The sequence below is a fragment of the Cloacibacillus sp. genome, assembly GCA_036655895.1.
Lineage (GTDB): Bacteria > Synergistota > Synergistia > Synergistales > Synergistaceae > JAVVPF01.
Genome location: JAVVPF010000009.1, coordinates 19,978 through 45,491, shown reverse-complemented (window position 1 = coordinate 45,491; position 25,514 = coordinate 19,978). Strand labels below are relative to the sequence as shown.

14 protein-coding genes and 1 tRNA gene are annotated in these 25,514 nt (G+C 52.0%); 12 read left to right on the top strand and 3 right to left on the bottom strand.

All coding sequences use genetic code 11. The features are described 5' to 3' along the window. The first annotated feature begins 211 nt into the window (after nt 1-211). The 3 genes from RRY12_04440 (at nt 212) to RRY12_04430 (ending at nt 11,001) form a co-directional block, all read left to right on the top strand. Nucleotides 212-3,010 carry an EAL domain-containing protein gene (locus RRY12_04440; protein ID MEG2183905.1) on the top strand — a complete coding sequence of 933 codons (2,799 nt, stop codon included), beginning with the start codon at nt 212-214 and terminating at the stop codon, nt 3,008-3,010. Continuing rightward, nucleotides 3,000-5,858 (top strand): response regulator, encoded by a 2,859-nt coding sequence (locus RRY12_04435; GenBank protein ID MEG2183904.1) that lies wholly within the window; start codon nt 3,000-3,002, stop codon nt 5,856-5,858. Before RRY12_04440 ends, RRY12_04435 begins: the two co-directional genes overlap by 11 nt. An 85-nt stretch (nt 5,859-5,943) precedes the next feature. Continuing rightward, on the top strand, nt 5,944-11,001 hold the full coding sequence (locus RRY12_04430) for a PAS domain-containing protein (GenBank protein MEG2183903.1): 5,058 nt from the start codon (nt 5,944-5,946) through the stop codon (nt 10,999-11,001). Between the two features lie 143 nt (nt 11,002-11,144). Here RRY12_04430 and RRY12_04425 read toward each other — a convergent pair. Then, nucleotides 11,145-11,230, bottom strand: a tRNA-Leu gene (locus RRY12_04425). A 53-nt stretch (nt 11,231-11,283) separates the two neighbouring features. Further along, a complete protein-coding gene (pgsA, locus tag RRY12_04420) occupies nt 11,284-11,835 on the bottom strand; it encodes a CDP-diacylglycerol--glycerol-3-phosphate 3-phosphatidyltransferase (protein ID MEG2183902.1) in 552 nt (183 codons plus the stop codon). Nucleotides 11,836-12,164: 329 nt separating this feature from the next. Here pgsA and rpsO point away from each other — a divergent pair, with 329 nt between their 5' ends. The 7 genes from rpsO (at nt 12,165) to RRY12_04385 (ending at nt 21,828) form a co-directional block, all read left to right on the top strand. Next, a complete protein-coding gene (gene rpsO, locus RRY12_04415) occupies nt 12,165-12,431 on the top strand; it encodes a 30S ribosomal protein S15 (GenBank protein ID MEG2183901.1) in 267 nt (88 codons plus the stop codon). Nucleotides 12,432-12,544: 113 nt separating this feature from the next. Next, a complete protein-coding gene (locus RRY12_04410) occupies nt 12,545-14,872 on the top strand; it encodes a polyribonucleotide nucleotidyltransferase (GenBank protein ID MEG2183900.1) in 2,328 nt (775 codons plus the stop codon). Nucleotides 14,873-14,874: 2 nt separating this feature from the next. Beyond that, nucleotides 14,875-15,312, top strand: coding sequence for a dUTP diphosphatase (gene dut / locus RRY12_04405; protein MEG2183899.1), 438 nt, complete (start codon nt 14,875-14,877; stop codon nt 15,310-15,312). A 146-nt stretch (nt 15,313-15,458) separates the two neighbouring features. After that, nucleotides 15,459-17,471, top strand: coding sequence for a BACON domain-containing protein (locus RRY12_04400; GenBank protein MEG2183898.1), 2,013 nt, complete (start codon nt 15,459-15,461; stop codon nt 17,469-17,471). 352 nt (nt 17,472-17,823) lie between these two features. Next, complete coding sequence (thrS, locus tag RRY12_04395; GenBank protein MEG2183897.1) at nt 17,824-19,713, top strand: threonine--tRNA ligase; 1,890 nt, start codon at nt 17,824-17,826, stop codon at nt 19,711-19,713. Between the two features lie 163 nt (nt 19,714-19,876). After that, on the top strand, nt 19,877-20,956 hold the full coding sequence (gene buk / locus RRY12_04390) for a butyrate kinase (GenBank protein ID MEG2183896.1): 1,080 nt from the start codon (nt 19,877-19,879) through the stop codon (nt 20,954-20,956). 68 nt (nt 20,957-21,024) lie between these two features. Next, nucleotides 21,025-21,828: a nitrilase-related carbon-nitrogen hydrolase gene (locus tag RRY12_04385; GenBank protein MEG2183895.1), complete on the top strand. Its 804-nt coding sequence runs from the start codon at nt 21,025-21,027 to the stop codon at nt 21,826-21,828. Here the strand turns inward: RRY12_04385 and RRY12_04380 are convergent. Beyond that, a complete protein-coding gene (locus tag RRY12_04380) occupies nt 21,821-22,948 on the bottom strand; it encodes an AAA family ATPase (protein ID MEG2183894.1) in 1,128 nt (375 codons plus the stop codon). The genes RRY12_04385 and RRY12_04380 overlap by 8 nt on opposite strands. Before the next feature lie 176 nt (nt 22,949-23,124). Between RRY12_04380 and RRY12_04375 the strand changes: the two genes are divergently transcribed. Continuing rightward, a complete protein-coding gene (locus RRY12_04375; protein ID MEG2183893.1) occupies nt 23,125-23,544 on the top strand; it encodes a MarR family transcriptional regulator in 420 nt (139 codons plus the stop codon). A gap of 216 nt (nt 23,545-23,760) precedes the next feature. Next, nucleotides 23,761-25,473, top strand: coding sequence for an AMP-binding protein (locus tag RRY12_04370; GenBank protein MEG2183892.1), 1,713 nt, complete (start codon nt 23,761-23,763; stop codon nt 25,471-25,473). The last annotated feature ends 41 nt before the right edge of the window (nt 25,474-25,514 follow it).

Here is a 25,514-nt window from a genome sequence, read left to right as displayed (position 1 = left end):
TTTATGATAGAGCGTCTTTATAGTCAAATCTCTGCGCTGCGCGATCATAATTTAAAGTCTTTATTGTAATTCTTACGTTTTAGTTATTTTGTACAGCTTTTAAATATATCTTGCTTTTATCATTGTATGAGAATAGAATATAACAAAGAAATGTTGCACATAGACAGGCATTTTGCCCCTTGAAATAATCGTGATGGAAAAAGAGGACTTTATGATGCCCAAGAAAATCCTAATAGTTGACGATCAGGTTATCAATCGCCGCATTTTAAAAAAATTGCTCTGTGATCAGTATGAGATAGTTGAGGCTGAGAATGGAGCGGAGGCGCTTGCCGTTTTGGAAAAGCAGAGCGCCGGCCTCTCCGCGGTCATTTTGGACCTCATAATGCCCGTGATGGATGGATACAGCGTCCTTGAGGCGATGGAGAAAAACCAGTGTCTTTCTGAGATACCGGTCATCGTGGCCACTCAGGAAGACAAAAAGGAGACAGAAAGCCGCGCGTTGGAGCTTGGCGCAAGGGATTTCGTCTCAAAGCCCTATAACCCGACCGTGCTGCGCAAACGGCTGGCGAACCTTATAGAGCTTTACGAATCAAACGTCCGCATCCACAGGAGCGAACGCGATCTATTGACGGGGCTCTACAATAAAGACGCCTTCTGCCGCCGCGCCGAAGAATTTATGGATGCCGAGGGAAACGGGCGCTACACTCTGGTAGTGACCGACATCGAACGTTTCAAGCTTGTAAACGACAGCTTTGGCCTGGCTGAGGGCGACAAGCTGCTCAAATATATCGCTGAAAATCTTTATCAAAACATGCAGAGCAAAAACGGTATCTGTGCGCGGCTCGGCGCGGATCATTTCGCGGCGCTCATTCCCGAGGAGATGGACGAAGCGGCCTTCCGTCCTGTGCTGGAAGAAGCGGAGCGAAGCCTTGCCGACTATCCGCTCAGCATGAAGATATCGCTTAAATTCGGCGTCTATCCGGTGAGCGAACGCGACGTCTCAGTAGCCCTGATGTGCGACCGCGCGATGCTTGCCTCGGACAGCTTAAAAGGGCAGTACAGATGCGTCTGCGCCTACTATGATGACTCCATCCGCCAGCGGATGATACGCGAGCAGGCCATCACCGATACTATGAAACACTCTTTGTCCTCTGGGCACTTTCAGGTCTACTTTCAGCCGAAATACGATATTCGGAGCGAACGCGTCGCGGGAGCGGAGGCGCTCGCGCGCTGGGCGCACCCGGAGCTTGGCGTCATGTACCCCTGCGACTTCATTCCTCTTTTTGAACGCAACGGCTTCATCACGGAACTTGACCGTTATATGTGGGACAAAACCTGCGAGATAGTTGAAAACTGGATAAAAGAGGGCAAAAAATATGTGCCAATCTCAGTCAACGTCTCACGAAAAGACATCTACCAGTCGAATCTGCCTGAGATATTGGCCGGCATCGTAAAAAAGCACGGGCTTCGCCCGAACCAGCTCCATCTTGAAATAACGGAGGCCGCCTACACGGAAAACCCGGAACAGCTCATTTCCGTCGTGGATGAGCTGAAACAGCTTGGTTTTTCTATTGGTATGGACGACTTCGGGCGCGGCTATTCGTCGCTCAACATGCTCTCAGAACTGCCCATAGACGTTTTGAAGCTGGATATGCGGTTCATCCAGAAGAAAACTGACTCTGCCACCAGCCGCAACATCCTTAATTTTATAATCAGTCTGGCGAAATGGATGGATCTGCGCGTCATAGCCGAGGGCGTTGAAACGCACGAGCAGATAGAGATGCTGCGCTCGATGGACTGCCAGTACGTCCAGGGCTATTATTACGCGGAGCCGATGTCGGAGCGCGAATTTGCCGAGCTTGTGATGAACGCGGAGCTTGCCGACCACCTTGTATCCGACCAGAGCGATTGTCTGGACGGCGCGCTTGCGGCGGGCGGCAAGGCCGGCGCCAAAGTGATGCTGATTGCGGACGGCGAGCAGGCAAACCGCGCAAAGCTTGCGAAATATTTTGAGGACGCCTATTCCATCGTGGAGGCCGACAACGCGCCGGCCGCCTACAAATACATCGAAGAACATTTCAACGAAATAGCTATCGTCATGCTTGACCTCGCTTTGCCTCCTGCGGACGGATTTCATCTGCTTGAAAAGCTGCGGGTCAATCATCAGTTTGCCTCTATTCCAGTGATAGCTACGGGCGCTGCGTGCGAGGCGCTTGAAGTTCGCGCGTTTGCGCTTGGCGCAAGCGATTTTCTGCCCGCTCCGTACAACATGGATATCGCGGTGCACCGCGTGCAGAACGTTACTGCGCGCAACACCATCCAGACGCTTGAACGTGAAAAACGTATGCTGTCCAAGATGAGGCAGCTTGCGCTTGAAGCCCGGCTGGATCAGCTTACGGGCCTATATAACCGCGCGGAGATGGAACGGCGCGTGCAGGAGTTCTTTTGCGGGCAAGAGGGCGAAAACGCCATCTTTTTCATGCTCGACATCGACAACTTTAAAAATATAAACGACCTCTACGGCCACGACCGCGGCGACGAGGTCATCAAAATGGTTTCCGCGAAATTGCGCGAGCTCTTCCGCGACGACGACTTTATATGCCGCATGGGCGGCGACGAATTTGCCGTTTTTATGAAGGCAAGGATGGACGAAGCGCATCTTTCCCGCAGGCTGGAGCAGATGTGCGCCAGGCTGCGCGCGTCCGTTGAGGACACGGAGATATCGTGTTCCATAGGGGCCAGCATCGCGCCGGAGCATGGAACCGGGTATCAGACGCTCTATCACAACTCGGACATGGCGCTGCTTACGGCAAAACGTCTTGGGAAGAACCGCTGGAAAATATACGGGACGGAAAACCGCGGTACAGAAGACCTCCGTGGCAGCCCGCCTTCATCACAGAAAAACGCGGACAATGACTCAGGCGGCCATGAAAACGCAGGCGATCGCCGCGCTGGTTTTTGCGGCAGAAAAAAGTATCCTCTCAAAGGAGACCCTCCAGATGCAGAATGAAGACGCGGGCTACAAGATGAACGATATGAAAGGCGCAGCCTCAAGCAATGAATACAGGGAGCTGGAGGAGCAGTTTTCGACCGCAGTCTCGCAGGTCGGCGCCTCAGTGTGGATATATGATTTCAAAGACAAAAGCCTCAGCATAAAGGGCAGCGGCGCCGCACGTTTCGGCCTCGCGCCCGTCGAGACGAATATCCCGGAGAGTTTTATCGAGCGCGGCTTCGTTCACCCGGACGACGTTGAAAAATTCAGGAAACTCTACGCTCGTATTCACGAAGGCGCAAAGACAGCTATGGAGACCATCAGGTGGCGCAGTTCGAACGACAGCGACTACTGGTGGGAAAAAATATGCTACACCACGGTCTTTGACAAAGACGGACGCCCATATCACGCTATAGGCAGCTTCATGGACGTTTCGGCCGAAAAATCGCTTGAACAAAAATATCAGGACGAAGTGTCCTTCCAAAATTCCGACGTAAGCCCGAACCTGATGGTAAAGGTACGTTCCAACATTACTCAGGACCTCATCGAGTCATACATCGCAAAAAGAAATGTCGCCATAGCCACGGAGGGAACGCCCTATACGCAGGCTGTAGAGCATCTGGCGCAGACCGGCCTCACGATGGAACAGCAGCAGTGCATACGCGCCACGCTGGACAGAAAGCGCGTGCTGAAGGCTTTCGCGGCGGGCGAGACGCACTACACTGTGGAATACCAGCGCAAGAGGCGCGACGGCACCGCGATATGGGTCAACACGATAGTCAACTCATACCAAAACCCTGAAACGAACGACGTCATGTCCTTTATGTACACCTACGACATCAACAGGGAAAAGATAATGCAAACCATAGTCGGCAGGCTGGTAGACCTTGAACATGAGTTCATCGCTGTGGTAGAGGTCAAGACGCAGAGAGTCTTCCTCTTTACGCAGAACACCGCGGGCATTGCCGTGCACATGCAGGAAAACGACATTTACGGCCCCGCATGCGATCAGGTCATAAGCAGTCTCGTCGTGGAGGAAAAGCTTGCGGAATGCCTTCCGAAATTCAGGCTTGAAGCGGTAGTGGCCGCTCTTGAAGAGAACGACACCTATGTACTGAGCTACCCTGTTCGCGAGGCGGACGGCAGAACCGGCTACCGCAAATGGACCTATGCATATCTGGACGACACAAAAACGGCCATATTTTACACAAGAAGCGACATCACCGCGCTCTTCGTGGAGCAGGAGATGCAGCAGCAGGCGCTTCGCAGCGCGCTTTTAGCCGCGGAGCAGGCAAACGCCGCAAAGAGCGACTTTCTTTCGCGCATGAGCCACGAGATACGCACTCCGATGAACGCCATCATCGGGATGTCCGCCATCGCCGCGCAGTCCCTGGGCGACGACGAACAGGTGGCGGACTGTATCTCAAAGATAGGCATATCGTCGCGCTTTTTGCTTTCGCTTATAAACGACATACTCGACATGAGCCGCATCGAAAGCGGAAAGGTGCTTCTCAAAAACGAAAAGATACCCTTTGAGGAGTTCATCAGCGGTGTGAACTCTATCTGCTACACGCAGGCGCACGCTAAAAATGTCGACTACGAGAATATAGTGGACCCGGGCATGGAGGATTATTACATCGGAGATGCGATGAAGCTCCAGCAGGTGATCATCAACATCATCTCCAACGCAGTCAAGTTCACTCAGGAGGGCGGCCGCGTCGTGCTCGGCGTGCGGCAGATAAAAAAGACCAAAAACGACGCAGTGCTTCGCTTTACAGTGAACGACACAGGCTGCGGCATCTCTGAGGAATTTCTTCCGCACCTCTTTGAGCCGTTCGCACAGGAGCACATAGGCGCCACCGCAATGTACGGAGGCACGGGGCTGGGCCTTGCCATCTGCAAAAACATCGTCGATATGATGGACGGCAGGATAAACGTGCGCAGCATAGTAGGCATAGGCTCGGAATTCACCGTCGAAGTGAAGCTCGGGATAACGGAAGAAAATAAAAGGCGCTACGCAAAAAGGCCGCACCATAATTTTACCGACCTTAAGGCGCTCGTTGTGGACGACGACGTGATCATCTGCGAACACGCCGTCATAACGCTGAAAGAAATAGGCATCAAATCGGAATGGGTGGACAGCGGACGCAAGGCGGTGAACCGCGTGCGCGAAAAGTGGGAGAAAAAAGAATCTTACGATCTCATCCTTGTAGACTGGAAGATGCCCGACATGGACGGCATCGAGACTGCGCGTCAAATTCGCCGCATAGTGGGGCCGGACGTTACGATAATCATCATGACCGCATACGACTGGGCCTCCATCGAACATGAGGCGAAGGCGGCCGGCGTCAACATGCTGATGAACAAGCCGATGTTCAAATCTTCGCTGATCTCCGCCTTTGAAAAGGTCTTCTATGAAAAAGAGCTGAAAACCGAGCACATGCCGACCGAAGATTTCGACTTCACTGGAAAGCGCGTGCTGCTCGCCGAAGACCATCCTCTCAACACCGAGGTGGCGACGCGGCTTTTGCTCCACGAAGGATTTCTTGTGGAGACGGCGGAAAACGGTCTGCGCGCAATGGAGCTGTTCGCCAATTCGCCAGTTGGCTACTACGACGCCATTTTGATGGACATCAGAATGCCGCAAATGGATGGACTGCAGGCGGCCTGCAACATCCGCCACTGGCATAAAGACGACGCGAAGACGATCCCCATAATCGCGATGACCGCCAACGCATTTGAGGACGACATAGAAAAATCCAAGGCGGCCGGCATGAACGCGCACCTCGCAAAACCAATAGAGCCAAAGCTGCTCTTTGAGACGCTCTATAAATTTATCTATGCCGACGAGGACCGCGATGATTGATAATATCAACTGGCGCACAGTGACGAGAAAAATCTGCATTGCGCGGGAACGCAAAAACGTCGGAACAGAAAGGCCGGTGAGCTAAATGGAACGGGAAAACGCACTGAGTCTTTTAAAAAAATTCTGTGAGCTTTATTTTATCAGGCGTGACGTGGATGCAGCCTGTCAGCTGCTCTCCAAAAATATTATGTGGTTTGGCACGGGTGCCGGCGAAGACGTGCACAACATCGAAGAGGCGCGCTGCAGTATGCAAAACGAGATGGCGGAAAATCCGTCGCCTTACAAAATAAAATATATCTGCGAAGAATGCCGGCCGATTGGCCCCGACGCAAGCACCGCTTTCGTAAAGCTCAAAATGTCAAGCCCGGATATCACGCTTGACTGCCGTTTATCCGTCACGGCGTCACGCGAGGACGGCGCCTGGAAGGTGGACACCATCCACATGTCAGTGCCTACGGCGCTCCAAAATGAAGACCAGTATTACCCTGCCTCCTTTTCCGCCGAAAAAGAAGAGGCGCTGCGCGACAGCCTGCTCAACAAAACCATAAACGGCGCCACCATCGGCGGCTATATGGAGCCGGGCTTCCCCTACTATTTTGCGAGCGAGCGTATGCTTTCGTATCTGGGCTATTCCTCCGAGGCAGAGTTCATCGAAGATATCGGCGGACTTATCATAAACAGTATGCACCCAGAAGACGGGAGGCAGCTTGAAGAAGATATAATGCGCGCCATAGCGGAGAGCGGCGGCTACTCCGTAGAATACCGTATGCTCAGAAAAGACGGATCCTACCTGTGGGTGCAGGACCATGGGCGCAAAGTGACCGCCGCTGACGGCAAAGAGGCTATAGTCTCAGTCATCTTCGACATCACAAAACAGAAAGAGGCGGAGCTGCAGCTGCAAAAGACCGCGCTCCAGATGCAGAACATAATCAACGCCATTCCCGGAGGCGTCGCCATTTATAAAGTCTCCGACAAGTTTGAGACTGTATATTTTTCAGACGGAGTGCCCGGGCTTTCCGGCTACACAGTAGAAGAGTACCGCGAGCTGGTAAAGGGCGACGCCGCTGATATGACCCACCCGGACGACAGGGAGATGGTCGTCCGCGAGATGCTTTACGTCTGCTCGCACGGCACCGTAGCGGACTTTGAGTTCCGAAAGATCCACCGCGACGGACACACCGTCTGGGTGCATCTCCAGGGTGTGAAAATAGGCGAAGAGGACGGCTGCCCGCTCATTCAGTGCGTCTTTCACAACATCTCAAAACTAAAAGAAGACGAAATGCTCAACGAACACCTCATTGATTCCATCTCTGGCGGCGTCGCCACCTTTCAGTACGTGGATGGGAAAATAAAGACGCTGCGCTGCTCAAAAGGGCTGCTTGAGATGACCGGCTACAACGACGAGGATTACGAAGCGGCCCTCAAATATAACGCCTTTGACATAATATATAAGGACGACGTGGCAAACTTTACAAAATCCCTCGTCAAAGCGATGACAACAGACGGCGTGCTGCGCTATTCCTACCGGATAACAAGAAAAGACGGCCATGTGGCCGGCATCCATCTGAACGCGAAGACGATAGGGCGCCAGAACGGACATCCCGTGTGGTATGCCGTATTCATGGGAATGTCCGACGAGTCGCGCCTCTACCGCGAGATAGCGAACGACGCGATCAACGGCATATACGTCGTCAACAAGTTGAACTACGAAATACTCTACATGAATCATCAGATGGAGCAGTCGCTAGAAGAAAGAGGCTACAGCCTGCGCGTGGGAGACAAATGCCACGAGGCGCTGCGCCTCTGCGATAAACCGTGTGAAGAGTGCGCCGTTTTCTCGCCGGACGAGGGCGTCCCCCGCGAAATATATTTTGCCCATCTTGGAAAATATTTTTCCGTCGTATCGCGCTCCATAGAGTGGGAAGGCCTTCCGGCCTACGTCGTTTATCTGTCGGACATCTCCGAAGAAAAAAAGGCGAACACGGAAATTCGGCGCATCTACAACAATATACCGGGCGCGGTCTTCCAATGCCGCTTCGACGAGGGCTGGTCCGTTATCTCGGCAAACGACGGCCTCTATAAATTCCTGGGCTACACGCGCGAGGAATTTTCCGCGATGGGCAATCAAATGGCGCCCGTCACCCATCCCGACGACCTTGCAGTAATGGGAGGCTCTGTCGTATCGCAGCTTGAGAGCGGAAAGAAGCTGCTGGAAAACGAGCACCGCCTTATCTGCAAGGGCGGCGTCGTCAAATGGATATCCGTCAAAGCGCAGCTTCTTGTAAACGACGCGGGAGAGAAATTTTTCTACTGCATCTTTGTCGATATAACGCGTCAGAAAACGAACGAAGAAAAACGCATCGCCTCGGAGAACAATCTCGCCATCGCAATGGAACACGCAAAAATGTACTACTGGGAGTTTGAATTCGAGACAGGGCGCGTATACGTAAACGCCGCCGTCCAGAAGGCCTTCGGCGTTCCAGCTATTTTGGAGCATTATCCAGCCAGCTACTTCGACGAGGAGTTCGTCGCGGAAGAGGACGTCCCAAAATACCAGGAGTGCGTGAAGCGGCTGCTTTCCGGCGAAGGCTACACGGAGACGGACGTCCGCGTCAGGACCCTTCAGCATGGCTACAGCTGGATGCGCGTGAGATTCACGGCGACCGCCGTTGAAAACGGAGCGGTGACGCGCGCCGTCTGCACGGCTGAGGAGATAGCCGAATACAAAGAGCTCGAAAGCCGCTTTACAACGGTGCTTGCCCAAAACGGCATCGTTACGTGGCTCTACGACATCTCGCGCCGCGTAATGATACAAAATTACAACTCCAAAGCCAACTGCGGCATAGAACGAGACGAGATAGAAAATGTCCCCGAAAGTCTCATAGAGAGCGGTATATGTCACCCTGACCACGCGGACAAACTGCGCGATTTTTATAAAAGGCTCTACGACGGAGAGAAGCAGATATCGGCCGTCATCAGGCTCTGGTGCGAACCAAAGCACTGCTATGAGTGGAAGCGGTGCACCTATACCGTCATCCCCGACAGGGATGGACAGCCAACTTACGCGCTTGGCAGCGCCGTAGACGTTTCCGAGCAGGTCGAAGCGAAACAAAAATATGAAAACGCGATAAAATACAGATACAGATCCCTCGGAGACAACGTGCTGCTTGCTGGACACTGCAACATAACCCAGAATAAAATTATCGAAATTTGTGATAAAACAGGGGCGGCTTTGCTGAAACGTTTCGGCAGCGACCGCGAAAAATTTTTCCAGGGCATCGGCGCCCTCATTCCAGACGCAGAACAGCGGCGCGCCTTTTACGGGATAGCCCTAAGGGACAGCGTAACCGCCAACTTCGGTCTTGGCATCACGCAGCGCACGGCAGTCTGTGAGATAAACGTCGCGGCCTCAGGCTCGAACCTGCGCTGGGTCTCTGTTTGCATCGACGCTGCGGAAGAGCCTCTCTCAAAAGAACTGATAGGCTTTCTCACCGTCACCGACATCACCGATACCAAGATGCAGGAACAGGTGCTGGAATCTGTCATAGAGTGCGACTATGATTACGTCGGCCATCTGAATCTGCGAAGCGGCGCAATCACGCTCTATAAAAGCGGCAGCTACGCCGCGGAGCCTACGCGCTATCTGTACGGCACGCCCTCAACATTCAGCGACGTCAGCGAAGAGACGGCGAAACTTAGCGTCGTGCCCGGCGAGCGTGAGGATTACCTCCGCAGGCTCGACATAAGAAACGTGGAAGAAGAGCTGCGCTGGAAGGACTTTTACGAATTTACCTTCCACATGAGGGAGCAGGATGGGCGCATGCGCACGAAACGCCTGCGTATCGTGGCGCAGGACAGAGCGGCCGGCATAGCCGTCATCAGCCGCACAGACGTGACGGAGATGATATCGCAGCAGGAGAGCCAAAAGGCCGCGCTGCTGGAATCTCTTTCCATAGCTGAAAAGGCGAATCACTCAAAGTCAGATTTCCTGTCGGCCATGAGCCACGACATACGCACGCCGATGAACGCCATCATCGGCATGACGGAGCTTGCCGTCTCCGACGAAAGCAACGCAAAGCAGGTACACGAGAGCTTGCAGATAATAAAAAGCTCATCGTCGGTGTTGCTTTCCATCATCAACGATATTCTAGACATGAGCCGCATTGAAAGCGGTAAAATGGTGCTGGCCGACGAGACCTTTTCCATCGCAAAACAGTGCCACATAGCGGTAGACGCCATCCGCGGGCTCTCCAGCCGTAAAAACCAGCAGCTCAAAATCTGCTCCAACATCCGCCACAACCTTTGCTGCGGCGACGTCGCGCGCATCCATCGGGCGCTTGACAACATACTCTCAAACGCCGTCAAGTTTACCCCAGAAGGCGGCTCCATCAAGTGCAGCCTCACCGAGCTGCCGATGCAGAACCAGAACTTCGCGCTCTACCGTTTTGAGATAGCGGACACCGGCATCGGCATCCCGCAGGAGGAGCAGCCGCATATCTTTGAACCGTTCTACCGCGTGGAAAGTTCCATGACATCGCGCACGGAGGGCACCGGCCTGGGCCTCTCCATCGCAAAAAGCATCGTAGACTGCATGGGCGGGACGATATCGTTCCAGAGCGAGGCAGGCGCAGGCACAACCTTTGTCATAGAACTGCCGCTCCGCCTTGCCGAAGCCGACCATAACGAGCAGCCGCCGTCCGTGGAGCCGGAGGTGGCGGAAAGCGCTCTGTTTGGCCTTCGCGTGCTCCTTTGTGAGGACCATCCTGTCAACCAGAAGGTGGCCGAGCGCATCCTCGAGAGGGCCGGCGTCATAGTGACCGTCGCCGAAAACGGACAAAGAGGCTGCGAACTTTTCAGCGAAAGTCCAACAGGCGCTTTCGACGTGATACTTATGGACGTCCAGATGCCGGTCATGAACGGATATGAGGCGACCCAAAGCATCAGGGCAAGCGCTCATCCGCAGGCGCGCACGATCCCGATACTCGCAATGACGGCAAACGCCTTTGCCGAGGACGTGCAAAAGAGCCTGAGCGCCGGCATGAACGACCACCTGGCAAAGCCGATAGACCCCAAACGTCTCTACGCCGCGCTCGCACGTTACGCACAAACGCTCCCGGAAAATAAAATAATTGATGAACTTTAATGACAGGAAAGAATAAACGCTGAATAAAAAATCAAGCAGGAGGGCCGCCGGTATCATGCGGCCCTCCTGTCGCCGCGCATGGCGCAGAAGAGGTACAAAAAAGAGCTCGAAAAAATCGAACTCTTCTTGGTCTGCTATTTAAGTGGTGGGGGGAAAGAGATTTGAACTCTCACGGCCTCGCGACCACTGGCTCCTGAAGCCAGCGTGTCTACCATTCCACCATCCCCCCACGGGACGAGAGGAATTATACCGCCTCATAGGCTAATGTGTCAACATACAAAATCAGCCCAGAAGATTTGCGCCCTTGACGACGTAGTCCACGCCGGACCATACGGTCAGTATCACAGCTATCCACATGACGGCCATCGCGCCCGGGATGTTGAAAAGCAGCATGACGATGCCTATTATCTGGCTCACGGTCTTCAATTTTCCGCCCTTTGAGGCGGCCACGACAACTCCCTCGGAGGCGGCCACCATACGCAGGCCGGAGACTATGAACTCGCGGGAGATGATGACTACAAGCATCCACGCCGGGAAGCGGTGAAGGTCGACAAGCGCCGTCAGCACGGCGATAACGAGTATTTTGTCAGCCAGAGGGTCGATGAACTTTCCCATGTTCGTTATTATGTTTCTTTTACGCGCGATATATCCGTCAGCCGCGTCCGTTATCGACGCTATGATGAAAACGATGCCGGCGATTATATCTCCGATGTTTATGTTGGTGCCGTCCACAAACCCAAACTGGGTGCGGAGCGTAAGAAACACTAAAATCACGGGTACGAGGAAGACACGCGAAAGACTGAGCATATTTGGCAAATTCCACGGTGACGGCATTGACTAATTCTCCTTTATAAATATGAAACTGTTAGTCTGTCTGGACTGTTTTAGTGCCATGAGTCCTCTGCTTTGTCCAATAGTTATAACATATATTTACTATTTTTGCATAAAATAAAGAGCGTTACGACGATAATTTCTCCTAAAAAATTAGTCAAATATTTGATATTTGCGCATGTTGGAGAGGTGGAGGGAATATCTTGCGGCGGAGGTTGCCGGATCATCTCTTTTCTGGTAGTATACATGAGCCTTTTACACGGACAGGCGTCTTCACACCTGCCTGAGTTGATGGCAATCGGGCGTAACAGGCCCAGAATGGAGTGATCGATATGATCGAAAAGGAAAAGAAACAGGGTATCATCGAAGAGTACAAGACACACGAAGCGGACACAGGTTCCACAGAGGTCCAGGTAGCTATTCTCACAGCGCGTATCCGCGAGCTGACGGAGCACATGAGGTCCCACAAAAAGGACTTCCACAGCCGCCGCGGCCTCCTCATCATGGTCGGAAAGCGCCGCAAGCTGCTCCAGTACCTAAAGAGCAGAGATTTCAACCGCTATCAGGAGCTTATCCAGCGCCTCGGCCTGCGTCACTAATCAAAACCACGCAAATTTAAGAGTTTTTATGGCGAAAGGACGTATCCTTTCGCCATTTTTTGTTTTTTTGTGCTATTCTTCTTACTGTGAAGACAATAATTAGGAGGAAGAATATGAAAGAAACTTTTGAGTTAGATCTATACGGTAAAAAAATGACCTTTGAGGTCGGCCGTCTTGCCAAGCAGGCCAACGCTTCGACCCTTGCCAGACACGGCGATACAGAGGTGCTCGTCACCTCCGTGCTCTCAGAAAAAGCGCGCGAAGGGCTGGATTTCTTCCCGCTGCTCGTGGACTTTGAAGAGCGCTACTACTCAGCGGGCAAAGTGCCCGGCGGCTTCATCAAACGCGAAGGCCGCCCCTCCGAATCCGCGATACTCAGCGGACGTATGATAGACCGCTCGATTCGTTCACTCTTCCCCGAGTGGATGAGAAACGACGTACACGTTGTGACGACGGTAATGTCAGTAGACCAGAAAAACCCAGCAAACATCCTTGGAATAAACGGCGCGTCCCTCACGCTCGCCATCTCCGACATCCCGTGGGGAGGCCCGATAGGCGCCGTCCGCATCGGCTGCATAAACGGAGAGCTAGTTGTAAACCCCGACGAATCAGAACTTGCAGAGAGCACGCTCGACCTTGTAGTCGCCGGCCACAGAGGCGGCATCACGATGGTCGAGGCCGGAGCGCACGAAGTTTCCGAAGAACTGCTCGTAGACGCTATGGAGCTTGCAAACGAAGCCGTCCGCAAAATAGTGGACTTCATCGACGGCGTAGTGTCCAAAATAGGCAAGCCCAAGGCGCAGCTTCCCGCACCCGCGGTCAATGAAGAAATAGACAACTGGATGGAACAAAATATTGCAGATGAAATATATCAGGCCGTCCAGATAAACCAGAAACAGGCTCGCGGAGCCGCGATATCTGCGGCGCAGCAGAAGGCAGAAGACGCCTTCGCCGAAAAATATCCAGAGTCCGCGGGCTACATCGCCACTAAAATGGACGAACTGGTGAAAAAGGCCGTGCGCAAGCTGCTGCTCGTAGACCAGATGCGCGCTGACGGCCGTTCAATGGATCAGCTTCGCCCGATAACCTGCGAGCTGGATATCCTGCCCATGACCCACGGCTCCGCGCTCTTTACACGCGGCGAAACTCAGTCTCTCGGAGTTACCACGCTTGGCATGATGGGCTCCGACGATCAGGTGATGGACGGACTGAAGCTTGACGAACCGTCAAAGCGCTTCATCCTTCATTACAACTTCCCGCCCTATTCTGTAGGCGAAGTTCGCCCGATGCGCGGCCCGGGCAGACGCGAAATAGGACACGGCGCCCTCGCGGAACGCGCGCTGCGCTCAACCTTCCCCGACGAAGACAGCTTCCCATACGTAGTGCGTCAGGTATCCGACATCCTTGAATCAAACGGCTCAAGCTCGATGGCATCGGTATGCAGCGGCAGCCTCGCCATGATGGCGGCCGGCGTTCCCGTCAAGAAGGCCGTAGCTGGCATCGCAATGGGCCTCGTAGCCGAAGACGGACAGGTCTGCATCCTCACCGACATTCAGGGCCTGGAGGACCATTACGGCGACATGGACTTTAAAGTGGCCGGTACGCGCGACGGCGTGACCGCGCTCCAGATGGACAACAAAGCCGGAGGCATAAACCGCGACATCCTCACCAGAGCGCTTGCGCAGGCGAGAAAAGGCCGCTTTGAGATACTCGACATCATGGACAAAGCCATTGACGCGCCGAGGACGGAGCTTGCTCCCACAGCGCCTAAGATCACCACGTTCAACATCGATCCCGAAAAGATCCGCGACGTCATCGGCTCCGGCGGTAAGACGATCCGCGGCATAGTACAGCAGACGGGCGCCAAGATCGACGTTGAGGACAGCGGACGCGTATGCGTTGCCGCGGTCAACACAGAGGCTGCCGAAATGGCCGTCAAAATAATCAAAGACCTCGTCCGCGAAGTCGAAGTCGGCGAGACGTTCGTAGGGACCGTTGTAAGGATGCTCTCCTTCGGCGTCTTTATAGAACTGCTCCCCGGCAAAGATGGAATGCTCCACGTAAGCGAAGTGAGCAACTATCGCGTGCCCACGCTTGAGGACGCCTTTAAGATAGGCGACAAAGTGCTTGTAACGGTCAAAGAGATCGACGACATGCACCGCGTCAACTTAAGCCGCAAGCGCCTGCTCGACCAGCTCGACACCCTTGCGCTTGACCCTGCCTTTGCGGAGCAGGTACCAGCTGAAAAAGAGCGCGAAGAAAGATACTCGCAGTTTCCGAAAGGCGACGGCGGCGCTCCCCGCAGAGAAGGCGCCCCGCGCGGCGACCATGACAGACCCCGCGGCGACAGAAACGACCGCGGCGGAAATAGAGGCGGAGACCGCGGAGGCGACGCGAACGGCAGGCCCGCGCGCCGCTTTGAGAGAGACCGCAAGAACTAAAAATGGAAAAAATGAAAGTTAAGATCAAGGCGGAGGAGGGGGTAACCCTCCCCGCTTACGCAACTCCCGGCTCCTCCGGCATGGACATACGCGCCAAAGAGGCGGCGTGCATCCCAGCCGGTAAACGTGGCTGCGTAGGCACAGGCCTTTACCTTGAAATGCCGGAAGGCTGCGAAGCGCAGATTCGTCCGCGCAGCGGCCTTGCGCTGAAACACGGCGTTACAGTGCTCAACACCCCGGGCACTATCGATTCGGACTACCGCGGCGAGATACGCGTCATCCTGGCGAACCTGGGGGACGAAGATTTTGCAATAGAACCCGGCGACAGAATAGCCCAAATGGTATTTGCCGCCGTAACGCAGGTAACGCTGGACCGTGCGGAAGAACTCGACGAAACAGAACGAGCCGCCGGAGGCTTCGGCAGCACCGGAAAAAAATAAACGCGCCGTATTTTTGACCATTCGCATATTATTCCGCTCTTTATTGATGAAGAGCGGAGTTTTTTTATTTTCTCATTAATCTAAAAAAGCTTTGTGGATATATACTATTACCAAACTATGGCGTAAAAGAAAGGTGGTATGTTTAAATGTCCGGATTTCTTAAAAACGCAAAAGGTACGCTTGTATTATTCTTATTGGTATTCGCCCTTTTCTTATCAGGAGGCTGCGGCGGCGGATCGAGTGAAAACAGCGCGAAAGGGGCCAGCGTCTATGTCATTGGGGAACTTCCGGATGGGTACACGGAGCTCTTTGCTTCTGCCGATCTCGTCTGTGTCCCATATCATAAAGATGTCTTCCACAGTGGAGGCACTTTGCTTATTGCGCCAAAAGAGATGGAAAAAATATCCTCAGGAGACTCCGTTGCGCAGACAATAAAAGAAAACTGCACAAGCAACGGTTCTGTCATCCTAATGTCGCCTGCATCCGGGGATGCGGCGAGGCTTGTCTCTATTCTTGGAATGCCAGACGAGGAGGCGTTGCTTACCGAGCTGCCTGCTGACACGTTGTTTTTTGGAGTGGAACTGGAAAAAGACGGAGATTCTCATTTCTTCTGTCACCAGCAGGATAGTGATAGCTTTGATGGGGAAGCGTCAGTTGTTTCGTCTGGTATATTTGCCGTTAGATCAGGCGATTTGTACGAAGTTATCAGTGGAGACGAATTGCTGGGGGCGGGAAAAGCCGCAGACGTAACACAAGCGCCAATAAAAATAACGATGACAGACGGTTCTGTGGTATCTTGCCTGGGGCTTTCGGACGGCAAAATTGGATACGCCGTCAGCGAAGACATTGTTGTGAGTTATGACATTGAGACCGAGATATCCAGTGATGATACTGGAGTGTCCTCACCAAACCTGATGACAGGCATTGTGAACCTCAAAAACTGGCTGTTACTCGGAGACGGAGACGACCTCGATGTAGGCGAGCCTTCTACAGAGACAAATGCCAGTTTCAAGAGCGCATCCGATAAAGCACAATTTGATGCAAAGAAAAATCTGATAACCCTGGCCAAACAATATAAAATGACTCTCAGCAACAATGAGTTTGGAAAATCATTCTTAGTGAACAATTACATCGTTGCCTGCCACAAGTTTGAAGATGAAAGTTCAGCGACTGGCGGCACTGATTATTACTATATTGAGCAGCGCGGCATTCTCGACAGTTCTGGCAACTATGTGAAGAAATGGGCCGGTTGGAAATACACGTGCAGGCTTGATGGCAAAACTTATCGTGTCTTTCAGGGGGAAGTAGCGGATAATTATATCAAGAAGTATGAAATGAAGAACACCTTCAACGCTGTACCCATCGGTTTAGCAATAGAAAGGAACCCTTCTCCTACGGCGTCTAATCATGACAATACGACGACATCAACAATGGGGTGGAACGTTGGCGGAGGAATGAGCGGAGGATATACATCTGCGAACGGTGGAGGATGGAATCTTTCAGGCTCGCTCTCTTTCGGATACAGTTGTTCTGACACGGAAACGTTTAACACGAAGGATGTCGAGCCGAGCCTAAGCGGACTTAACAACAGCGGCACTGTGCTCAACTGGAGCTATGATTTTACCGCCGCGAGGCAGAACGGACGCGCTGGCAAATGGCAGCGCCTATACGACGGCGCCGTGCTTGGCCACACCACCTTTACTCCTACCAATATGTGGATATGGTCAGTGCCCACGTCAGAAAGAACAAAGTACGAATCGTTCAATGTGAACTTCATACCGACCGCTGAATCGGTAATTACGAGAAATTCGGGATCCATCTCACCCCGTATAATTACTAAAACGGGAGAAGGCACGACGCTAACCGTCAACTTCCCCAAACCGCCGCTTTTGGCAATAGAGAATAATAATGTTTCATTTGGCAACGCGCCAGAAAGCAAAATCGTTCGGATCGGCTCACAGGGAGCATGGACTGCTGCAGTGACGGCCGGCTCAGAATGGCTCAGCGTTACACAAAATGGCGGACAGCTCTACATATCTGTTATGGAGAACCAAAGCGGCGCGGCTCGCAAAGGCAGCATAAAAATTACGAGGAACAACACTGCGGATAACGGCAGCATCGCTGTGACGCAGCTCATAACTTCGCTATCCGCCCAATAAAGCAAAGCGTGCAAGCTTTGCGTTTTTACTTGACAAAAGTGTTTCAGAGCGGTATAAACGCAGATGTTGATTTATATGCGACATGCGCGATGATGGGGAAGAGTAGAACGGAAAAATCATAAGACAGAGAGGAAATCCCGTGAAAGCGGCGCTGAAAGGTTTCCGTACCGTCCGATCGAATACCGCCCCGGAGCGGACGCCGAAGCTCGCAGGAGATAAGACGTCAGGGCTGCGCCCTTTACAGCGCGTTCAAGGGTTCCCGCAGGGAACCGAATTGGAGTGGAACCGCGGAAATTTTCCGCCTCCTGAGTGACATCAGGGGGCGGCTTTTTATTTTTAAGGAGGAATATCTATGGCACGTTTTACAACAACAGATGGAAAAAGTTACGAGGCGGAGAGCGCTTCGATACGCCAGCTCCTTGAGCAATGGCATTTGAAGAAGGCTATAGGGGCAAAGGTGGACGGAGAACTCACAGACTGCGACAGAGTCTTTACCGCGGACACGGAGATAGACCCGCTTTTCCCCGATACGGAGGAAGGGCTTGCGCTGCTTCGCCATTCGACGGCGCATCTTCTTGCGCACGCCGTGCTTCGCCTCTACCCTGAGGCAAAATTTGGAATCGGCCCCGCCATCAAAGACGGCTTTTATTACGACATACGTTTCCCGCAGCCGATATCTGAGGACGACCTCTCAAAGATAGAGACGGAGATGCGCAGAATCTCGCAGGAAAAGATACCGCTTGTGCGCAGCGAACTTTCTAAGGAAGAGGCCGTAAAGAAATTTTCCGACATGGGCGAGGACCTCAAGGTCGAGCTTATCGAGGGAATAGACGGGCAGGCTCTTTCCGTATATTCGGAGGGCGATTTCGCTGACTTCTGCCGCGGCCCGCACGTACCGCACACCGGCTGCTGCAAGTTCTTCAAGCTCCTTTCGCTTGCCGGAGCCTACTGGCACGGCGACGAAAAAAATGAAATGCTTACGCGCATCTACGGAACGGCCTTCGGCTCGGAAGACGAACTTAAAGCCTATCTGCGCCGCCTTGAAGAGGCAAAAGCGCGCGACCACCGCAAGCTCGGCAAGGAGCTTGACCTCTTCTCTATACACAACGAAGGCCCCGGATTTCCATTCTTCCACCCGAAGGGCATGGTCATCATGAACACCCTACAGGCTTTCTGGCGCAAGGAGCATACAAGGCGCGGCTACGTCGAAATAAAGACGCCAATGATACTTGACCGCGCGCTCTGGCTACAGTCCGGCCACTGGGATCATTACAAGGAAAACATGTACTTTACTGAAATAGACGAAGCGCCCTTTGCAATCAAGCCGATGAACTGCCCGGGCGGCATCCTCGTTTATAAAAACGACCTGCACAGCTACCGCGAGCTTCCTCTGCGCATGGCGGAACTTGGCTTTGTGCACCGCCACGAGCGTTCAGGCGCGCTGCACGGCCTCATGCGTGTCCGCGCCTTCACGCAGGACGACGCGCACATCTACTGCACGCCGGAACAGATAAAAGATGAAATCAAGGCCATCATGGAGCTTGACCGTTATTTCTATCAGGATGTCTTTGGATTCAAATACAACGTTGAGCTCTCGACACGTCCGGCGGACTCCATGGGCGACCCGACGCTCTGGGACCTCGCGGAACAGTGCCTCAAAGAGGCGCTCGAAGAAACCGGTACCTCCTACAAGCTCAACCCCGGAGACGGCGCCTTCTACGGCCCGAAGATAGACTTCCACCTTGAAGACTGCATCGGCCGTACATGGCAGTGCGGAACGATACAGCTTGACTTCCAGATGCCCGAAAAATTCGACATGAGCTACATCGGCAAAGACGGCGCGGAACACCGTCCCGTCATGCTTCACAGAACGGTGCTAGGAAGCCTTGAGCGATTCATGGGCATTCTTATCGAAAACTACGCGGGAGCCTTCCCGTATTGGCTGGCTCCTGTACAGGCGAGGCTTTTGCCGGTGGGTGCAGACTATGTAGAGTATGCGGAAAAGATGGCAGCGCGTCTGCGCGCCGCCGACGTCCGCGTCGAAATCGATTCAAGAGACGAAAAACTCGGCAAAAAAATACGCGACGCACAGCTTCAGAAGGTGCCATACATGCTCGTCATCGGCGCAAAAGAGGCCGAAAACGGCACTCTTGCGGTGCGTGAGCGCAGCAAAGGCGACCTTGGCTCAATGAGCTTTGAAGAGTTCATCGCACAGACGAAAACAGAGTTTGATCCGCTGTAACCGTTAAAGCGCATCGTATTTATAAAAGGCCGGCGTATCCACGATACGCCGGCCTTTTCGTAACCTGTGGACGGAGCGTGGATAATATTTTTCTACCGTTTTGAAAAGGCGCGTGATAAAATAAAGAAGATAGAAAAGTCTGATTATAATGGGAGCGATTGTCATGTCATATAAAATTTTGGTATTGAATACTGGTTCGACCTCAACAAAAATGGCGGTCTATATAGACGGAGAAAGGGCTTTACAAAAAGAGTTTGAACATACGAAGCCGTTTCTTGAAAAATATCCATACATGGCGGACCAGCTTCCGATGAGACAGGAGCTCGCCGACCAGTTTACAAAGGAGGCCTTAGAGCGTTTCGGCGCATTTGACGCCATAGTCGCGCGCGGAGGCATCCTTCCGCCGATACATTCAGGCGGATATGAAATAAACGACGTCATGGTGGACTACCTTCTGAACGTCTGTCAGGAAGAGCACGCCTCAAACGTCGCGGCCTGCATAGCCTACGAGCTGCGCGGCAAATACGGCATACCGCACGCCTACATCTACGACGGCATCTCGACGGACGAGCTGGAGCCGATTGCGCGCATAAGCGGCATACCCGACATGCCGCGCGTTTCCATCACACACTGCCTCAACATGCGGGCCACCGCGCACCGCGCAGCCGCCGACTTAAAAAAGGATTATGACAAATGCACCTTCATAGTAGCGCACCTTGGCGGCGGCATCTCCATGACTCTGCATAAAAACGGCCGCGTGGCGGACGTCGTAGGCGACGATGAAGGCCCCTTCTCGCCGGAGCGCGCCGGAGGCCAACAGATAATCCAGCTTGTTAAATTCCTTGTGAGGAAAAACAAGGTCGACATGCGCGACAAACTTCGCGTCATGCGCGGCGACAGCGGCCTCTTCGGATATCTAGGTACAAGCGACGCGCGCGCCGTCGAAAAAATGATAGCCGCCGGAGACGAAGAGGCAAAACTTATCTACGACGCAATGGCGCTTCAAATAGCCAAATCAATAGCGAACCTATCCGCCTCCGTCTGCGGCGAAGCGGACGCCGTCGTACTCACGGGCGGCCTCGTTCATTCAAAGATGCTGACCGACGAAATAAAGCGTCGCATAGGCTTCATAGCGCCGGTTATGCTCTACCCCGGAGAAAACGAAATGGAGTCCCTCGCGCACGGCGCCTTCCGCATTCTTAAAGGAGAAGAGAAAGCCGGCGTCTTCGAGTACGAAGCTTAAAAAATAACTTGCTTATATCAAAAAAAGAATATACCATGAGCGTACTTTGAAACGGACAGAGGGATCATATGAAAGCATCGCTTATACAGCTTAAAATGAACAAAGACGAGGGCCGAGAGGCGCTGTTGTCCAGAGTTATGGCTATGGTTGATTCCTGCGCGGGATCTGATCTTATTGTATTGCCTGAACTCTGGCATGCTGGAATACTGAGTTATGAAACGATATACGATATCGCGGAGTCAAAATACGGGGCCCTTATGACCCTAGTATCCGAGAAGGCCAAAGAACTCAAAGCCTTTATTCACTGCGGGAGTTTTGTAAATCGAATCGGCGATAAATTATTCAATACCAGCATCCTTTTTGACAGAAACGGAAATGACGTAGCGGAATACAGGAAAATACACCTTTTTTCATGCATAGGAAGAGAATCTGTGATGTTTTCCCACGGCGATAAAATAGTGGTAGCGGAAACCGAGCTTGGGAAAATCGGCCTTGCCATTTGCTATGACGCCAGATTTCCGGAATTGTTCAGGCAAATGACCTGCGAATATGGGGCCGAAATATTCATAGTGCCGGCGGCCTGGAATTCATTACGCGGCAACGCGTTTCGGATGTTAAACAGAGTGCGCGCTATGGAAAATTCAGCGGTGCTTCTGTCGTGCAACCTTACCGGGCCCTATAAATCCCTTCAAATGGCCGGCAGCAGCGCTGTTCTTGACACATGGGGAGAGCCTTTAGCGGCGCTTGAAGAAGAGGAAGAAATACTGCACGCAAAATTCTGCGTGGAAGATATACGCCGGATGCGCGCAGATTTTCCTGTATTTAATGACATACGTCTGCTGAGAAAACCAGATTTCGCCCGTTCTAATTAAGCGCGGATTCCAACAGCCTCAGAGACAACGCGGCTCGGACTTGATGCTCGACACCGCGAGCGCCGTCCGTGCCGGATAAATTTTCTCTGAGCTGATCGTACAAAACTTCGGCCGAGACTAAGCTGCGTTCGCTTTCCGAAAGCGCTGAACATTCACTTTCACATTTGATTCGGAGTATCTTATCAAGCGCCGCGTTGGAGAGATTGTTGAAGGAGATAGCTGCGTCAAATCTGGCAAAAAGAGGCGCTCCAAGTTTTTCCCGCGCCTCCTCAGCCGATAGGTAGTTCGACGTACAGATGATCACCGCCCCGCGTGCGTTGGCCCTATAGTTCTTGTCCTCGTATATCCCTTCATCAAACAGCTGATAGAATGCGCTGTGAAAGATTGGGCTCGGCTTGTCAAATTCGTCAAATAAAATTATCTCTGACTCGCGCTCCATCAATTCTTTTGCAAGGGAAATTTCCGTATGCCTTGCGCCAAAGAGATATGTCGCGAACTCTCCACTGTGGAACATAGAAAATTGCCTGCGAAAGAGCGGCTGTCCCATTACGCCGCTCAAATATTTAGCGGTCTCAGATTTGCCTACGCCAGTGGGGCCGTAAAAAAGAAGCACCGCCGGCTTATCCCTCTTCTGTGCGGCAAGAGGGTAGAGCGCCGTCAGTATGGATAGCAGAGCTCTCTCCTGTCCGATTATTTTTCTGGAATAGCCGTTGTATATTTCCTTTAGTATATCCAGATCCAGTCGCGCGTATGGATATTCTATCTCTTTGACCCTACTGTGCAGGTTTTGAAATTGCGCTCTTATCTGCATCGGCGGGTTCTGAAGACACAGTATGTCTATCTCAAACTGACCGATAAAACTTAAAAACGCGTTGAGAGCGCTTGAACTGAGCGCCGCATATTCATCTGAGAAGCCGACAAGGCACGGGATATGCGGTTTATGTTCGCCTCTTTCAACCTCAGCGTCGAGTTTTCTGCTCTGCATCTTAAATGTGTGCTCACGCATTTTCCTGTCACTGTAAATGGCAAGCTCACTGATAGTAGTCATTGTGAGTTTTCTCGGCAGATGTTTTTTGAAATTTACTTTAGGGCCGTCGTATATAATGATTTTTTTTATCATAATTGTCATTCTCCTTGCTGGATAAATATCCTGAAATGAACTATAATAGTTTATATGTTACTTTTTAGTTAAATCTGATTTATCTGATAACTTTGTTGACATTATCACTAACTAGTGCTATTCTACAACCAACAGGTGATAAGTCAATCCGTTGAGAAATACTGGCGAGGTGCAATATGGATTCAAATGAACGTTTAAACGGAAAGCTCATCATCGCTCTGGGACGTACCTATCGCAACGCACATAGAAGCTCAAACGAGCTTTTTCGCGAGAAGGGGCTGACGCTTCCTCAGTTCACAGTTCTGGAGCTGTTGTATAACAGGGGAGAACAGACGGTACAGCAGATCATAAACAAAGTTCTTTCCAGCAGCGGTAACATCACAGTGGTGGTCAGGAACCTTGAGCACATGGAGTTAGTCGAACGGAGGGAAAACCCAGAAGACCGACGCTCCTATCTCATCGACATCACTCAAAAGGGCCGGTCGCTTATGGACGAGATTTTCAAAAAACATATGGCGAACATAAACGAGGCGTTTTCCAGACTGACGACAGAGGAAAAAGAACAGATCGTAAGTCTCCTTAAAAAGTTGAAATAAAATACGTGGACGAGACGTTATATTGTTTTGGTTATATAAGTATCACTAATTAGTGATATTGGTACAGGTTGTCTGCACTCTTTAGACAAAATAATAATGTAAAGAGGTGGTTATCGTCGCAGCAGTTTTTGTTGGAGGGTAATTTATTATTCGCTAAGAACAAAAAACCGCACACACATCACAAAAGTTGTTATTATTGTCGAACGGAGGGAAATTATGCTAGAACATTGGACAGCGTATCAACCCGAACTTGCAAAATCATACGAAGAAAAAGGCTATTGGAAGTCGGAAAACTTCTCACAGGTCTTTGATAATATCGCCGAGCGTTTTTGGAATAAAGAGGCGCTTGTAGGTGGCGAGCAGCGTTTTACATACGGCGAGCTTAAACAGGGATCTGACCGCCTCGCACTGCATTTTCTTAATATGGGGCTCAAGCACGAAGACAGAGTTATAGTTCAGCTCACAAACATTCCAGAGTTTGTTTTTATCTACCTCGCACTTCAGAAAATCGGAGTTATTCCCGTTATGTGCTTGGCACAGCACAGATATACGGAGATATCACAGATCGCAGCAAAGGCAAAGGCGGTCGGATATATTATACCCGGTTATGCCAATAAATATAACTATGCAGAATTGGCAGATCAAGTCGCATCAGAACTTCCCTATATGAAATTCAAGATGATAGCCGGCCTGGGACAGGAAATACCGGACGGATATGTATATATCAATGATCTGCTGTCTGTTGCGGCGGAAGGCGAAGGCGACCCGGAGCTTTTAGCAAAGCACCTTCCTGACCCGCATGACGTATGTATTCTTCTTCTTTCTGGAGGAACGACAGGCATACCTAAACTCATCCCTCGCGAGTACAACGCATACCGCTATGTAGCGGAGGAATCAAGCCGCGAACTTGGCTATAACATGTACACAGTGCAGCTTGCGGTGGCACCCGTAGCTCATAATATGGTACTTGCAGCGCCAGGCATTCAGGGAGCGTTTTCGTTCGGAGGCAAGGTCGTGATGTCTACCTCCGCAAAAACTGAGGATATCTGCAAGCTCATCGAAAAAGAAAAAATCACTCATATCCCCATGGTCCCCGCAATGATAATCAATATGCTGAACTTTGAAGACAGAGGCAAGTATGACCTTTCTTCATGGGAAATAGTCATAAACGGCGGTTCAAAAATAGAACCGGTCGTAGCGGCTCGCGTCTGTCCTGAATTAGGCTGTAGGTTGGTTTCGCAGTTCGGGATGTCCGAAGGCACCATTACTCAGACAAGCCTTTTTGATGAAGAAGATGTTATCTACAATACGATAGGTTTTCCCGTATCTCCAGCCGACGAATGGAAAATAATAGATAAGGACGACGGTTCGTTGATAGCGGCCAGCGTGCATGACGGAAGCGCGCTCTTTATTGGTGATACAGAAAAACCTGGGGAGATAATCTTCCGTGGCCCATATACGATCCGAGGTTACTACGACGCCTATGAACATAATCAGAAAGCTTTCACAGAAGACGGCTTCTACCGTTCCGGCGACCTCGCCGCGGTGCATAAGAGCGGGCGCGGCTTCGTCATCATGGGACGCATCAAGGACGCCATTAACCGCGGAGGCGAAAAGTTCAGCTGCGAAGAGGTCGAAAATCTCGTCCTTAAATACGAAAAGGTACACGACGCGGCCCTTGTCCCTATGCCGGATCATGTACTCGGTGAGAAAGCCTGCCTTTTTGTATCGCTTAGAAACCCAGAGGACACGTTGACGCTGAAAGAAATATTGGAGTTCCTCGCGGGGAAACTTGCTAAATTCAAGCTGCCGGAACGTCTTGAGATACGCCACGACCTCCCGCACACAAATATAGGAAAAGTAAGAAAAGAAGAGCTGCGCCAGGAAATATACGCGATCATGGCGGAGGAAGAAAAAAATAAAGCATAACCCGAACACTTCCCTGTTCGGCCACTTGTAAAACGCGTGAA

Coding starts and splice junctions, on each gene's coding strand:
- RRY12_04380 (MEG2183894.1), bottom strand. CDS start 22,948: ATGATAAAAAAAATCATTATATACGACGGCCCTAAAGTAAATTTCAAA.
- RRY12_04430 (MEG2183903.1), top strand. CDS start 5,944: ATGGAACGGGAAAACGCACTGAGTCTTTTAAAAAAATTCTGTGAGCTT.
- RRY12_04440 (MEG2183905.1), top strand. CDS start 212: ATGATGCCCAAGAAAATCCTAATAGTTGACGATCAGGTTATCAATCGC.
- RRY12_04375 (MEG2183893.1), top strand. CDS start 23,125: ATGGATTCAAATGAACGTTTAAACGGAAAGCTCATCATCGCTCTGGGA.
- RRY12_04435 (MEG2183904.1), top strand. CDS start 3,000: ATGCAGAATGAAGACGCGGGCTACAAGATGAACGATATGAAAGGCGCA.
- RRY12_04410 (MEG2183900.1), top strand. CDS start 12,545: ATGAAAGAAACTTTTGAGTTAGATCTATACGGTAAAAAAATGACCTTT.
- dut (MEG2183899.1), top strand. CDS start 14,875: ATGGAAAAAATGAAAGTTAAGATCAAGGCGGAGGAGGGGGTAACCCTC.
- thrS (MEG2183897.1), top strand. CDS start 17,824: ATGGCACGTTTTACAACAACAGATGGAAAAAGTTACGAGGCGGAGAGC.
- RRY12_04370 (MEG2183892.1), top strand. CDS start 23,761: ATGCTAGAACATTGGACAGCGTATCAACCCGAACTTGCAAAATCATAC.
- RRY12_04400 (MEG2183898.1), top strand. CDS start 15,459: ATGTCCGGATTTCTTAAAAACGCAAAAGGTACGCTTGTATTATTCTTA.
- buk (MEG2183896.1), top strand. CDS start 19,877: ATGTCATATAAAATTTTGGTATTGAATACTGGTTCGACCTCAACAAAA.
- RRY12_04385 (MEG2183895.1), top strand. CDS start 21,025: ATGAAAGCATCGCTTATACAGCTTAAAATGAACAAAGACGAGGGCCGA.
- rpsO (MEG2183901.1), top strand. CDS start 12,165: ATGATCGAAAAGGAAAAGAAACAGGGTATCATCGAAGAGTACAAGACA.
- pgsA (MEG2183902.1), bottom strand. CDS start 11,835: ATGCCGTCACCGTGGAATTTGCCAAATATGCTCAGTCTTTCGCGTGTC.